Origin of the sequence: Candidatus Enterococcus willemsii (assembly GCF_009933335.1) — a bacterium.
GTDB classification, from domain to species: domain Bacteria; phylum Bacillota; class Bacilli; order Lactobacillales; family Enterococcaceae; genus Enterococcus_F; species Enterococcus_F willemsii.
In genome coordinates, this window is the sequence record NZ_MAEL01000042.1 from 78118 (window position 1) to 92518 (window position 14401).

General features: G+C 36.9%; 13 protein-coding genes. 7 read left to right on the forward strand and 6 right to left on the reverse strand.

Features of this window, described 5'->3' with window-relative positions; genetic code table 11:
• Positions 1 to 14: 14 nt before the first annotated feature.
• Positions 15 to 437: a universal stress protein gene (locus BAU17_RS08095; protein ID WP_161902305.1), complete on the forward strand. Its 423-nt coding sequence runs from the start codon at positions 15 to 17 to the stop codon at positions 435 to 437.
• A gap of 46 nt (positions 438 to 483) precedes the next feature.
• Here the strand turns inward: BAU17_RS08095 and iadA are convergent, their stop codons facing one another.
• Both iadA and yfcC read right to left on the reverse strand, forming a co-directional pair.
• Complete coding sequence (gene iadA, locus BAU17_RS08100) at positions 484 to 1671, reverse strand: beta-aspartyl-peptidase (protein WP_202622300.1); 1188 nt, start codon at positions 1669 to 1671, stop codon at positions 484 to 486.
• 33 nt (positions 1672 to 1704) lie between these two features.
• Positions 1705 to 3426: a putative basic amino acid antiporter YfcC gene (yfcC, locus tag BAU17_RS08105; RefSeq protein ID WP_161902307.1), complete on the reverse strand. Its 1722-nt coding sequence runs from the start codon at positions 3424 to 3426 to the stop codon at positions 1705 to 1707.
• Between the two features lie 284 nt (positions 3427 to 3710).
• On the opposite strand from yfcC, the gene BAU17_RS08110 reads away from it, so the two are divergent.
• Positions 3711 to 5399: a methyl-accepting chemotaxis protein gene (locus tag BAU17_RS08110; protein ID WP_161902308.1), complete on the forward strand. Its 1689-nt coding sequence runs from the start codon at positions 3711 to 3713 to the stop codon at positions 5397 to 5399.
• A 164-nt stretch (positions 5400 to 5563) separates the two neighbouring features.
• Here the strand turns inward: BAU17_RS08110 and rplS are convergent, their stop codons facing one another.
• On the reverse strand, positions 5564 to 5911 hold the full coding sequence (rplS, locus tag BAU17_RS08115) for a 50S ribosomal protein L19 (protein WP_161902309.1): 348 nt from the start codon (positions 5909 to 5911) through the stop codon (positions 5564 to 5566).
• A gap of 259 nt (positions 5912 to 6170) precedes the next feature.
• Here rplS and BAU17_RS08120 point away from each other — a divergent pair, with 259 nt between their 5' ends.
• A complete protein-coding gene (locus tag BAU17_RS08120; RefSeq protein ID WP_161902310.1) occupies positions 6171 to 7295 on the forward strand; it encodes an anthrax toxin lethal factor-related metalloendopeptidase in 1125 nt (374 codons plus the stop codon).
• A 167-nt stretch (positions 7296 to 7462) separates the two neighbouring features.
• Here BAU17_RS08120 and trmD read toward each other — a convergent pair whose 3' ends face one another.
• Both trmD and rimM read right to left on the reverse strand, forming a co-directional pair.
• Positions 7463 to 8200 carry a tRNA (guanosine(37)-N1)-methyltransferase TrmD gene (trmD, locus tag BAU17_RS08125; protein WP_161902311.1) on the reverse strand — a complete coding sequence of 246 codons (738 nt, stop codon included), beginning with the start codon at positions 8198 to 8200 and terminating at the stop codon, positions 7463 to 7465.
• Positions 8190 to 8714, reverse strand: a complete 525-nt coding sequence (gene rimM / locus BAU17_RS08130) for a ribosome maturation factor RimM (protein ID WP_161902312.1) — start codon at positions 8712 to 8714, stop codon at positions 8190 to 8192. The genes trmD and rimM overlap by 11 nt, the downstream gene beginning before the upstream one ends.
• A gap of 121 nt (positions 8715 to 8835) precedes the next feature.
• On the opposite strand from rimM, the gene BAU17_RS08135 reads away from it, so the two are divergent.
• The 4 genes from BAU17_RS08135 to BAU17_RS08150 all read left to right on the forward strand — a co-directional run bounded on the left by BAU17_RS08135 (position 8836) and on the right by BAU17_RS08150 (position 13352).
• A complete protein-coding gene (locus BAU17_RS08135; protein ID WP_161902313.1) occupies positions 8836 to 9522 on the forward strand; it encodes a response regulator transcription factor in 687 nt (228 codons plus the stop codon).
• Complete coding sequence (locus BAU17_RS08140) at positions 9519 to 10481, forward strand: ATP-binding protein (RefSeq protein ID WP_161902314.1); 963 nt, start codon at positions 9519 to 9521, stop codon at positions 10479 to 10481. The genes BAU17_RS08135 and BAU17_RS08140 overlap by 4 nt, the downstream gene beginning before the upstream one ends.
• A gap of 101 nt (positions 10482 to 10582) precedes the next feature.
• Positions 10583 to 11344: an ABC transporter ATP-binding protein gene (locus BAU17_RS08145; protein ID WP_161902315.1), complete on the forward strand. Its 762-nt coding sequence runs from the start codon at positions 10583 to 10585 to the stop codon at positions 11342 to 11344.
• Position 11345: 1 nt separating this feature from the next.
• Positions 11346 to 13352 carry an ABC transporter permease gene (locus BAU17_RS08150; protein WP_161902316.1) on the forward strand — a complete coding sequence of 669 codons (2007 nt, stop codon included), beginning with the start codon at positions 11346 to 11348 and terminating at the stop codon, positions 13350 to 13352.
• 58 nt (positions 13353 to 13410) lie between these two features.
• Here the strand turns inward: BAU17_RS08150 and BAU17_RS08155 are convergent, their stop codons facing one another.
• Complete coding sequence (locus BAU17_RS08155) at positions 13411 to 14385, reverse strand: dimethylarginine dimethylaminohydrolase family protein (RefSeq protein ID WP_161902317.1); 975 nt, start codon at positions 14383 to 14385, stop codon at positions 13411 to 13413.
• Positions 14386 to 14401: the final 16 nt, after the last annotated feature.

The window sequence follows — 14401 nt, forward strand, 5'->3', positions numbered from 1 at the left end:
AAAGGAGAGATACGATGCACCAACATATTTTAGCTGTTGTCGATGGCTCAAACATGACAGAGACGGTTATTCAACGAGCAGTTGATGAAGCACTTATCAAACACGCCCGCTTAACGATTTTACGCGTATTAGAGACACCGCATTATTTGTGGCATGTACCAAATATGAAAAAAATAATGGCACATACCAAGAAATTTGTCGAAGAAGAGATGGCAGAGATAGAAACAATGGTAAGCGGCAAATTGCCAGATGAGCGTTTAGAAAGTTTCGTTATTTCTGGTAATCCTAAGCGCAAGATTATTTCTTATGCCCAAACACATGAAACGATTGATTTAATTATTGCAGGAGCGACTGGTGAAACAGAAGAGATTCTGACTGGTTCAACAGCAACTTATATTATTAATCATGCCTTATGTGATGTATTAATTGTCCGGTAATAAAAACGCCCGCAATCTAAATGTTGTAGATTGTGGGCGTTTTTATTTAATTCAGTGCACGTTCGAATGTACCGTAAACCATAATTTCTTTGTTTTGCACCATCGTTTGACCTTTGGCAATGACGGTATCTAAATCCAATGTTTCTTTGTCTAACAAACAAAAATCAGCATCTTTACCAACAGCAAGTTCACCTTTATTTGTGAGTTTTAAAATAGTGGAAGGATTTTTCGTGATTGTTCGTAAGGCAATCTCAAGAGGAATGTCTTCTTTTAAAACGGCTTCTTTAATATTGATTAACAGTGATTTTGAACTGCCGATTCCTAAACCGATAAATTCACGGTTTTCATTAAAGTAAGGTAAACTACCTTGACCATCTGAAGTCATTGTCACGTTATTCATATCAACACCTTCTGCTAGCAGACGTTTCAATCCTTTACTAAAGCGAACTTCGCCATCCATTTCTTCCCAAAAATCAGGATCTTCACTACCCGTAAAGTCAATATAACCACCACGTTTCGCATAAGCTACGCAAGCGTCAAAAACTTCTTGTGTACGATTGGCATGTGTCGGCCAAAATTGGGTTATTGGAATCTCTGTTTTAGCTAATGTCTCTTCAATAAGAGTAAGGCGTGCTTTGCCATCTCCAAGGTGAACATTGATAATGCCAGCTTTTCCTGACAGCATCCCACCAACGCGCGCATCAGCTACAGCACGTGTAAATTCTTCGAAAGATGGTTGTGAAGAACGGTGGTCAGAAATAGCTATCTCGCCAATTCCAATAATTTTATCCACTGTTAGGAAGTCTTTGATAATAGAATCGGTGACTGTTTTGACAGGCAATCGATAAGAACCTACATATACATAGGTAGAAATACCTTCGGCTTCGAGGCCACGTGCTTTACTAATCAGTGCCGTCATATCACGACCTTCACCATCTGTCCCTAGACAACCAACAACCGATGTGACACCAGCTGAAGTTAACTGACTCAAAGTCACTTCTGGCGTGCGGTTTTGGAAACCACCTTCGCCACCGCCACCTAAAATATGAAAATGACCATCGATAAACCCAGGTGTTAATATTTTGTTGGCACCGTCGATTTCATGCACATCTAAACCAGTTGCTTGCAAATCAATGTGGTCTTCAATAGCTAAAATGCTCTCTCTTGTAAATAATACATCTTTCACACCTAAATATTCAGGTGCATAGACATCTGCTTGACGAATAATTGTAATCAATGAATACTCCTCCTTTTCATCAAACTATCTTTATTGTAACCCTATCAAGATAGCAATGACAATAAAGATGGTTCCTAGAACGAATAAGAAGCCTTGCATCTTAATTTGGAATTTTGCCCATTTAATCCAATCGATACGCGCAACACCTAAGACACCAATTAAACTAGCAGAAACTGGTGTGAATGCATCGACGAAACCTGAACCTAGCTGATATGCTAAGACAGCAACTTGTCGTGAGACACCTAATAAATCAGAAAGTGGTGCCATGATTGGCATAGTCAAAGCGGCTTGTCCAGAATTTGAAGTAACGACTAAATTAAAGAGACTTTGGAAGACATACATTGCCCAGGCACCAACCACGGCTGGAACACCTGTCAGTAAGTTACCAATACTGTGTAAGACGGTATTTAATGTTGAATATTGACTGGCATCTGATCCACCTAAGACTAGTAAAATTCCTTTTGCCATACCGACAACAATTGCTGTTCCAGCTAAATCAGCAGCACCGCTTTGGAAAGAAGAGGCAATATCATTAATACCCATGTCGCCAACTTTGAAAATAACAGCTAGAATACCTGCAAATAAGCCCATAACAAAGAATTGTGAAGCAATTTCTGGAATATAGTAACCTTTTTGGGTGACACCCCAAATAATCCAAACTAACACAATCAGCATTTCGACTAAGATTAATTTATGACCTAATTTAAATGTTTTGCTTTCGTTCACATTTTTTTCAATATGTTGACGGAAGTATTCATCGGTTTTGTAAACAATCGATGAGCTTGGATTTTTACGAATACGTTCTGCATAAATCATCATATAAGCTGCTGCTAAAGAAGTAATAACAAACCACATAATTAAACGGAAGGTTGCGCCTGACAATACTGGAATGCCAGCAATTCCTTGCGCAACTGCCACACTAAAGGGACTCATCCAAGAAGTAGCATTCCCGATTTGTGAAGCGACATAAGTCACGGTGACCGCAACAATGGAATCGTAACCTAATGCGATGACAAAAGGCACCATGACCATCGAAAAGGGAATGACTTCTTCGGCCATTCCAAATGTCGCACCACCAAATGAAAATGCAAAGAATAATAATGGTAAAGCGAATCGTTCCAATCCTTTTGTACGACTGATAAACGCATAAATCCCAGCATCAATTGCACCTGTTCTCATAATAATACCAAAGGCACCACCAACCACTAAGATCAAGGCTGCAATCCCAACAGCAGAACCATACTTATCTCCTGAAACCAACCCTTCAAAAATGAAGTTTAAAAAACCGAAACCATTAAAATCATCTGTTCCCCAGACTTTCGCTGTCTTGTGGAGTTTTTCAGAAGTATCGTAAATTTTTTCGCCATATTCTTGGTACAAGACATCATCAGTTAGTGAAATTTCATCTAATTTTTCTTGTGAAAGATTTTTTTCTCCTTCATTTAAAATAGAGGTTAAAGCATCTTGGTCGACACCTAGCTCCTCTAGTTCTTGTGAATTGGTTGCTAATTTTTCCAACTGGTCATAAACAAACGATTGATTCATTGGATGTGCATAACGGAAAGAATCTTGATCAAGAACAGTTCTTGATGCTGTTTCGCCATTTGCATCTTGGTATTGAATTTCGGTTGTATTGAATTTTCCAGCAGGAACAACAAAAGTTAGTAACCAAGCAAAAACAACGACACAAAAAATAATGACATAAGTGTGCGGTGTTTTTAATTTCGTTAAATCTCGTGTTTCCTTTTGCATAAATAAATCCTCCTATAATGAATAAATAAACATAAACCATGTTCTATTATACATAAAAGGGGGTGGAAAGAAAGTGGTTTTTGAAAAGAAATCCCTCATCTTTTTATAAAAAAATTGTTGAATGATAAGTTATTTTTATACAACAATTCATCGAAATAGGTTCCAGCTAGAAGAAGATGTTTTGACTTTTACCAGTTTTTTTCACAAATTACTAAATTTTTGAACAAACAAACCGATATAAAGAATAGTACAAATAGAAAGAAGAGAAAAAGGAGAGTTATAGCATGAGTGTAGGGAAAAAATTGAATGTTTCTTTTATTTCATTGATTGTTCTTTTGGCAATATCTATCGGAAGTACATTCATCAATTTAAATAAAATTGACAAGGAAGTAGAAGAAGCTTTAGATTATCGTTTGACGCAATTAAATTATATTTCGGAGATTCGGTATGAAGTTGGTATGCAAGCTAATCATATTCGTTCGGTTATTTTAGATCCAAAATCGAAAGTGAATCGAGAAAATTTAGACTTGGCAGCAAGCAATCTTGATACTGCTTTAGCAGAGCTAGGTAAAATGATTCATTCAGAAGAATTTCGTACTCATTGGGAAGATGCCAATGCTGATAATGATGCAGTCAATCAATTAATTCCGAAAATTGTTGAAGCTGTCAATCAAGAAGACATGCGGACTGCGCAGAATCTAGTAAATACTGAGATGCAAGAAATTAATACGGCGATGTTTACGGCAGCAGAAGAAATGCTCGATTACCAAACAAAACAAATGAATGAAATAAACCAGCGAACCAACAAATCTGTTCGTTTAGCACAACTCATTTCATTTACCATTTTAATCATTAGTATAGTTGCGGCGGTATTTTTAATTATGTATGTTCGTCGAACGATTACGAAACCATTACTTGGTGTTATTCAAGTAGCAAAAGCTTTTGGAGAAGGGAACTTAGCTACCGAAGATGTCGAAGTACATTCAAATGATGAAATCGGGCAACTTGCAAAGATTTTTAATGAGTCAAAACATACCTTTGCACAATTACTTTCTCGTATTCAAAGTAGTGCTGATCAACTAAGTGCTTCTTCACAAGAATTGTCGGCTAGTTCAGAAGAAGTACTTGCAACAACAGAAGAGGTTTCTCGACAAGCCTCTGAAACAGCAGACGTGGCTCAAAATTCCGCTAGTGCAGCAAATGAAAGTGCCATTGCCATGGATGAAACAGCACAAGGCGTTCAACGGATTGCGGAAGCTTCACAAGTATTATTTGATTCTTCCAACCATACGAATCAATCTGCACAAAATGGCTCACAAGTAATTACCCAAGCACAAGAACAGATGCAAAGTATCAATCAATCAACTGTTTCTGTGAATGAACTCGTTCAAAAATTAGCTGAAGAAACAGAAGAAATTGAAAATATTATCAATATTATTACCAACTTAACTGATCAAACGAATTTACTTGCTTTGAATGCAACAATTGAAGCAGCACGTGCGGGAGAACAAGGCCGTGGATTCTTAGTCGTTGCGGATGAAGTTCGTAAGTTGGCCGAAGAATCTAAACAATCAGCAACGTCAATTAATCGATTGACGACCGAAATCAAAAATGATACGAAGAATGTCGCAAAAGCCATGGAAACAACTTTACCAGCTGTCGAAAAAGGCGTTTCTGTCATTCAAGATGCGGGAACTGCATTTGAATCTATCGTTGGTGCAGTACAAGAAATGAGCAATCAAATTCAAGACATCTCAACGACTGCTGAAGAATTATCCGCAAGTGCTGAAGAAGTCTCTGCTTCTGTCTCTGAAATTTCGACAGGCTCACAATTGACCTCAGGCAATATTGATACAATTGCTAGTGCAATGGAAGAACAAGCAGAAACGATTAATGATGTTGCAAACGTCGCCATGTCACTAAGTCAGACAGCCCAGTATTTACAAAGTGAAGCACAAAAATTTACTGTTTAAGTTAACAAAAGACCAGATGAACGATTTTGTTCAACTGGTCTTTTACTTAGCTCAAAGCCTGCCCCTATTTTGCCACCTTTTGACAAGTAATAGGAATAAGAAACGTTAACTTTAATCAAACCAAAAGAAAAAAGCCCTTGAAACCAAGGGCTTTTCGTACGTTATTAACGACGGATTTCTTTGATACGAGCTGCTTTTCCGTGTAATGCACGTAAGTAGTACAATTTTGCACGACGTACTTTACCGTAACGAACAACTTCGATTTGAGCAACACGAGGTGTGTGCAATGGGAATGTACGTTCCACACCAACACCATTAGACATTTTACGAACTGTGTAAGTTTCGCTGATTCCAGCACCACGACGTTTGATAACTACGCCTTCAAATAACTGGATACGCTCGCGAGTACCTTCGACAACTTTCGCGTGAACGCGAACTGTGTCACCAGGACGGAAAGCTGGGATGTCTGTACGTAATTGTTCTTGAGTTAGTTCTTGAATCAATGGATTCATAATTTATCATTCTCCTTATTTCCAAATATTCTTAAAGTATCTTGCCACCTCAGCGGAATATTGTAATAGTTGAGCATTACACTCACTGAAACATACTATCATATACGTTACAATGTGTAAAGTTAAATTTCTTGTCATTGTCAAATTTAGCGTAAAAAAAGTGAAAAAAGACAAAACAATAGTCAGTTTATAAAAAAATTAGTACCATTAATACATAAAATGTGGGGGATTTAGGAAAAGTGAGAGAGGAAGAAGGCGTATGAAAAGAAAAATAGGGTTTTCAGTAGTTGGTATGATTTTCATTTTGTTAGGTTTTGTTTTGCTACAAAAAAAAGAACCAGAAGTACAAGAAAGTGAAACCTATCTTCGAGAGATGATAGAATTACGGGAAAAAGAAGAGGTAAAAGAATCAGAAGTTGATGGTATTGTTGATGTCCTAAGCCAAGTCGAACCTGAAATGATTGAAATGGCGTATCACCAACAAGTCAAAATTGTTTTAACAGATTATGGATTCGATGAATTACCAAATTTTCGAGTAAATATGTCGGGCTTAGAAAATTATGCTGGTTTTTTTGTTCCTGATGAGAATACGATGTATGTCCAGATGGGCCGCAAACATAATAACAGTGAGAAAGTGGCATTACATGAATTTGGTCATGTGATGGATTACGAATTAGGCGGAAATACGCAATATTTAAGTGAAGTGTTAGGTGAAGAATTTGATGAAATAAAAAAAGAAAAACCTCAAACCATTCCTGAAGAAAATACAACCTTATCAGATGAAAATCCTAATTATTATGGACAAACCAAAGAGTATTTTGCAGAGACCTTTGCGATGTATTATTTGAGTGATCGTACGAAAGATAATTTGGAAGAAACTGGTCCTTTGACGTACCAGTTAATCGATTCATTGAAGTATCGCTTATTACAGGTAAATGAATACAATCAATCCTCTTATACAATCGAATGGCTACCTGCAGAGCAAGTTGCTGAGTACGAAATTTATCAAAATAGTCAGTTGATTGATACAATTGATGGAAATGAAAGTGAGTATCAAGTAAAAATCAAGCAAACGAGTGCTTATTTTTTCGACGACTACAAAATAAATCTTGTCGCGTTGGATACTAACGGTCAGGAATTATTTACAACGACCACCGCCGATACAATCCACGCACCAATTAATATTTCTAACTTAGAAAAATTAGTTGAACAAACCGAACAAGCGATTGAAAAGGAAGAAATCAATCGATCATTTATCACTTATGATTTGGAAAAAGCTGAAGCAGAAATCAAAAGTTTTCAAGAAAAAGATGGTGAATATCGTCAATCAGACATTCTTAGCACTGAAATGAGATTACAAAAAGCGTTAGATGAAAGAAATTAAATGAGTGATAGCAGTTTAGAAGCATTGGAGGAGGCTAACGTTTGTTATCAACGAAATTATGAGTGCCTCAAATTTAAAAGAAGAAAATATCCGAATTACGCATATTGGTGAATTGTATGGTTTACGAGGATAGAAAAAAGCTGCCTTCAATCAGGCAGCTTTTTCGTTTAAATTTCTTCCTTTTTGATTTCTCGTAACAGTTTTTTCATTTGATCAGTTAGTTCAATTTTTTCAAGCATATCTGGACGACGTAGATATGTACGACGTAAAGACTCTTTTAATTGCCATTCTTCAATCAATTTATGATTCCCATTCATTAGGACCGCTGGAACATCCATGTCGTTAAATGAAGCAGGACGAGTGTATTGTGGGTGTTCTAACAAGCCCGTTGAGTGAGAGTCTGTTTGGGCAGATACATTGTTCCCCAAGACATCTGGCAATAAACGCACAGTGGCATCAATCATCACCATTGCCCCTAATTCACCACCTGTAAGGACATAATCACCTAAAGAAACTTCATCAGTAACTAACGAGCGAATGCGTTCGTCATAACCTTCATAGTGACCGCAAATGAATACGAGGTGTTCTTCTTCAGCGAATTCCTCGGCCATTGTTTGATTGAATGGTTTTCCGGCAGGATCTAATAAGATGACGCGTTTTTTCGTCTGAGGTGTTTCTTTTTCAATGGCTTTAATATTGTCATAAATCGGTTGGACTTTTAACAACATGCCTGCGCCACCACCGTAAGGGTAGTCATCGACGGTTTGATGCTTGTTGTCCGAAAAGTCACGGAAGTTGGAGACATTCATTTCTAATAAATTTTTTTCACGAGCTTTTCCAATGATTGATTCACCCATTGGTCCGTCAAACATTCTAGGAAAAAGCGTTAGCACATCAATTCTCATCGTCCAACAATCCTTCCGGAATTTCAACATGTACCTCGTTGGCATCTAAATCAATTATTTTGACCACAGAGTCAATGTATGGAATCAAGGCATCTTTTTTGCCTTTACGTTGAACGACCCAGACATCATTGGCACCAGGGGAAAGAATTTCTTTGACTTTGCCTAGGTGCTGTCCTTGCTCGTCAATGACATCCAATCCGATTATTTCATAATAATAATATTCATTTTCTTCTAAATCAGTTAAATCATTTTCAGAAACTTTCAAAATCCCATCGCGGAATTGTTCTACGTCATTAATATTTGGATAGCCTTCAAATGTTAATAAGTCAAAATTTTTATGTTTACGATGACCAGAGACCACCAATTTCAGTGGCTTTTTACCTTCTTGAAATAAAGTTAGTTCGGCACCTTTTTTGTAACGTTGTTCGGGGAAATCTGTTTGTGAAATCACACGAACTTCGCCTCGGATTCCATGGGTATTGACGATTTTTCCAACGTTTAAATATTCTGTCACAAGTTCTTCCTCATTTCTATATAAATTCTTATTCATTTTAGCATGGTTGGTAGATGAATTCTAGCGTTCTTGCTTTTATCTTGTTTTCGACTATGTTATAAAATAAGAGAGGAGGGATGAAATGACTCAAGTAATTTATTTAGTAGAAGATGATGACACGATTGTCGCAACAATTTCGGAACATTTGCGACAGTGGGGTTACCAAGTATATGCGCCTAAGCAGTTCCAAGAAATTGTGAGTGAGTTTCAACAAATAATGCCCTCGTTAGTCGTAATGGATATTTCTTTGCCATATTTTAATGGCTTTCATTGGTGCCAAGAGTTACGCAAAATTTCAGAAGTGCCGATTATTTTTCTCTCATCTGCAGAGGAAAAAATGAATCAAATTATGGCGATGAATATGGGGGCAGATGATTTTATTGCGAAACCGTTCGATATGAGTCTATTGGTAGTTAAAATTCAAGCGTTACTTCGCAGGAGTTATCAATACGGACAGCAAACCTTACAATATTCATTGGGGGACTGCGTCTTTTATCCATTAGAAAATCAAGTGAAATCAGCAACGGAAACGTTGGTTCTTTCGCCGAATGAAACGCGGATTCTAGCCGTTTTGATGCAAAAACAAGGAACCATTGTCGCACGAGAAGAAATCATTCAAGCTTTATGGAACGATGATGCCTTTATCGATAATAATACCTTATTTGTCAATATGACCCGTATTCGTAAGAAATTACAATCTATTGGGGTCAAAAATATCATTCAAACCGTTAAAAACCGTGGCTATTTGATTGAGAGGCAAGAGACATGAAATTTTTGAAGGAACAGCTTGTAATTTATGGCATGTATGGCGTGTTTTTGGTCGTAACTTTGGCAACGTTGTACTTACATAACTTACCTTTGCAACCATTTGTGGATGTGTTTTGGTTTTTGACCTTTCTGTTAGTGATTTATTCGCTAATTTGTGGGTATCAGCATTGGCAAAAAATAAAGCAACTCAAACAACTAACGACACAACCAATGACCAGACAGGCACAGTTGTTTTTACCAAAATCGACAACCGAGAGCGAGAGGCTTTATCAGCAGTTATTGCAAACAACATTAGTAGAAAAAGATCGGCAACAGCAACAAATCAGCGAGCAACAAAAAGAAATTTTAGAAGATTTTGGTTTATGGTTGCATCAAGTTAAGACACCACTAGCCGCTTTAGATTTACTGCTACAATTGCCAGAACCAGAAACACTTAAAATGAAAAATGAAGTGTTCAAAATTAATGATTACCTACAAATGATGCTGAATTATTTACGCCAAAATCTAGCCAATGAAGACTTAGTCATTGAAAAGGTAGCATTAGAACCAATCGTCAAAACGGTTTTGAAAAAATATGCGGTATTCTTTTCACAAAAAGATTTACGTCTAGTCATGAAGTCTCTGCAAGTATCGGTGTATTCAGACCAAAAGTGGTTGACATTTATTTTGGAACAACTACTATTCAATGCCATTAAATATACCAATGAAGGAGAAATTGCCGTTATTTGGGAGGAAAATCAATTATTGATTAAAGATACAGGTATAGGCATCCGTCCAGAAGATTTACCGCGAGTATTTGAAAAGGGGTATACAGGCTACAATGGACGTGAACATCAACGAGCAAGTGGACTGGGACTTTATCTCTGTCAAATGATGGCCCAAAAAATTGGTATGACGTTGACCATCACGTCAGAAGTTGCAAGCGGCACCGTCGTCAGTCTGACATTTCCCAAAGAATAAAAGCCAAACATCCCAACTTACGAATCTGTAAGTTGGGATGTTGTTTTGTAAGTAGCAGTTTCCGATTTTTCTAGGTATGATAGCAAAGAGGGGGAATCAAAATGACTCGATTATTAACAGTAAAAAATGTCAAAAAAACATATCAAAGTCGGCTAAACGGCCAACCTGTAGAAGCACTTCGTCAAATTGACTTTACGATTGAAGAAGGGGAATATGTAGCGATTATGGGTGAATCAGGCTCAGGAAAAAGTACGTTATTAAACTTAATTGCAACACTAGACAAACCGAATACAGGATTGATTCAATTACGGCAACAAGACTTTAGTGAAATTGCTGAAAAAGAGGCCGCAAAATTTCGGCGTGAGCATTTAGGCTTTGTCTTTCAAGATTTTAATTTGCTTGATACATTTTCAGTTAAAGATAATATTCTATTGCCTTTGGTTTTATCACGCATGTCGTATCAGAAAATGGAAGCACGATTGTTGCCACTTGTACAGGCGCTAGGAATTGATACATTGCTTGAGAAATATCCTTATGAATTATCCGGTGGACAACAACAACGAGTAGCGATTGCCCGAGCGATTATTACACAACCAGAATTATTGCTAGCCGATGAGCCGACAGGAGCGTTAGATTCTAAAACATCTAATCAGTTATTGCAAGTCTTTGAACGCTTGAATGCCAATGGTCAAACGATTTTAATGGTGACCCATAGTGTTATTGCGGCTAGCCATGCGAAGCGTGTACTTTTTATTAAAGATGGGCAAGTCTTCCATCAACTGTATCGTGGTGAGAAAAACAATCAAGAGTTTTTAGCAACTATTTCAGATATGACGACTGTTTTGTTGACAAAGGGGGAGTAGCATGTTTTTTGCAAAATTAAGTGCTCAAACATTACGAAAAAATCGTCAAATCTACTTGCCATTTTTATGTGCGATGATTTTCATGGTTGCCATTAATCTAATGATTCATTTATTGGTTCATAGTGATGGCATGCAACAATTAAGCGAACGCAGGGGTGTCTCCCATGCTTTTAATTTAGGGCAGCAAGTCATCATCTTTCTCACCTTTATTTTTGCCGTTTATGCCAATCATTTTGTTAGTAAACAACGGACTCGTGAACTAGGTTTATTTAATATTTTAGGGCTTGGAAAAAAAGAATTATACAAGCTGACCATGTGGGAATTAGTCATTTCATATGTCATTTCCTTAGTATTGGGAAGTATATCAGGTGTGGTTTTCTTTAAATTTCTTTCGCTAAGCTTGTTAAAGCTGTATGATGTGGGCGGTGCATTTGTTTTTACAATGAATGGTAGCAGCTTTGTGATGATTGTGTTGGAATTCTTGTTTGTTTTTGTCTTATTGTTTTTGTTCAATTGCCGTTATATTTATAAAACAAATCCTATTGAATTATTAACAAGTGTCAAAAAAGGTGAACGAGAACCGAAAGCTCGTTGGTTTTTAACGATTATTGGTTTACTGGCATTGGGGATTGGTTACTATTTAGCATTTACGATTGAAACACCTTTAATTGCTGTTATGACTTTTGTGGTTGCGGTCATTTTAGTCGTTATTGGGACATATATGCTCTTTATTGGGGGCAGTGTGACTCTACTAAAACAGTTGAAACAAAACAAGAAGTTGTATTACCGTCCTGATTTTTTTGTTTCTGTATCGAGTATGATGTACCGGATGAAACAAAATGCAGCCGGTTTAGCTAGCATCTGTATCTTATCAACAATGGCATTAATTACGGTGTCCACAACAGTAAGTTTATATGCTGGACGCGAAGCAGATATAGCAGCGGAATTTGATTATGATATGCAGTTAGTCACTAGCTTTGCTCCAGATAGGTGGACTCAAAAAACTTATGACTTAGCAAAAGACAGAAAAATTGAGATTACTGATACGCGACAAGTTAAGCTAAGTACTGATTTTCTCTATCGTCGAGAGGGTAATCAATTGACGTGGGTCAATGAGGCAAGTTCTGATTTAGTTAGTATTCTCAACAATTCCAAAGCAAATTACTATACCTTTATCACGGTGTCTGAGTACAATCAATTGATGAATACGGACTATCAGTTAAGTAAAGATCAAGTACTATTAGATGGCATGGGGAAAAGAGTCGCCAATCAACCATTAACCATTGGAGAACAAACATTTAATGTGAAAGAGGTCGTCACAGATTTCCCGAATATCTTGGAGTTTCTAGGATTTAATCGGATAATTGTTGTGATGGCAGATGAAGAGATAATCTCTAATGCTATTGAAAAGAGCCTGCCTTTTTATGAATGGGAAAACGTTAATTTATGGATGTATCATTTTGATTTTAATTTTACTGCTTCAAAGAAAGAACAACGAGCAGTATTTGCAGAGGATCTAACAGATGTATTAAATGGTATTTATCCAACAAGAATGAGCTATTCATATGGTATCAAATCAAAAGATTTGGCTAAAGAAAGAAACCATGATTTTGACAATAGCTTCTTTTTTATTGGGATTTTATTGAGTATCATCTTTTTATTCGCAACGGTTCTGATTATTTACTTTAAGCAAATATCAGAAGGGGTAGATGATCGCAAACGATTTATCATCATGCAAAAAGTGGGCATGAGTCCAAAAGAAGTCAAGCGTGCAATTAATCAGCAAGTGCTTCTAATTTTTGGTTTGCCATTAGTCACGGCACTCTTGCATTTGACCTTTGCCTTTCCGATGATGAAGCAACTCCTTTTATTATTTGAAGTCCGTCAGACTGATGTATTCTTTAAAGTAACGATTGCTGTAGCTTTTGTATTTATTGTGTTCTATTATTTAGTTTATCGCTTAACTGCGAATGTGTATTATCAAATTGTTGAAAGAAAATCTTTATAGCTTTAAGTAACAAAACAGACTAAGATTAAAGGGATAATCCAATAATCTTAGTCTGTTTTTATTCTCTAATGAACGGTTGGGTCGTACATCTAAATGAACCACCAAAAACTCTAGAGACATAATAATCCAATGTTTCTACTTTTACATGATGTTTTTTCAAAGCTGTGATAACTTCTTTAAATGAATAATCTGTTATATACACTTCTTCATTAATTGGCAAACCATTCGCCATCAAAATACTAGCATCAGCTAAACTAATCGGGATTTTTTGCCAGTGTTGTAGTTGGCTAGGAACACCATCTAAAAAAGCATCCTCACAAATAATCATGAGCCCCTCACGTACAAGACTTAGCGCACAGTCCAAATGTAGAATGTTTGGATGCAATCGTACTGGAACAACTTCGTAACCAAAGTGTCTCATGAAACGTTGTAACCACTGAATACCTAATAAATTACTCGCCAAACCAGAATATCCGACAAAAATTGTCTTGTGATAGACTAATACGTCACCACCTTCAATAAAGGGTCCTTGGTGGCTATGTATACCAAGTGAAATATCAGGTTGAGGAGCAGCAAAATAGAGTCCCTGTTCTTTCGTCGCTTCAATTAAAATTTCACGAATCGGTAAGACTTCATAGCGACGATGAGGCAATCGTAAATTTCCTTCAATCACACATTCACCAATTGCAAAAAAAGGATCACGTGAAAAGAAGTTACTATAACCATCACCTGATTCTCGTCCCAATGATTTTTCCTCATCAGTCAATAATCTTGGACGTAATACCTCGACACCATAACTTTCTAGAAGCTGTTGCATATCTACTTTTTCTTGTTCCCAACGCATTTGCTTTTCAGGGTGAGCATCTGCAAAATCCTCGGCAGCATGACCTGAAGACCATTCAATATTTTCTGCAGTCAAAAAGGATAAATCTGCGTTATCTTCATTTTTTTCATCAGGAAAAGCGAATTGCGACTGCGCTAGCACTACTTTTTTTAAGGGAGCAAATTCACTTTCTACAAATATTTTCGTCATTTCATACCTCCTTGAA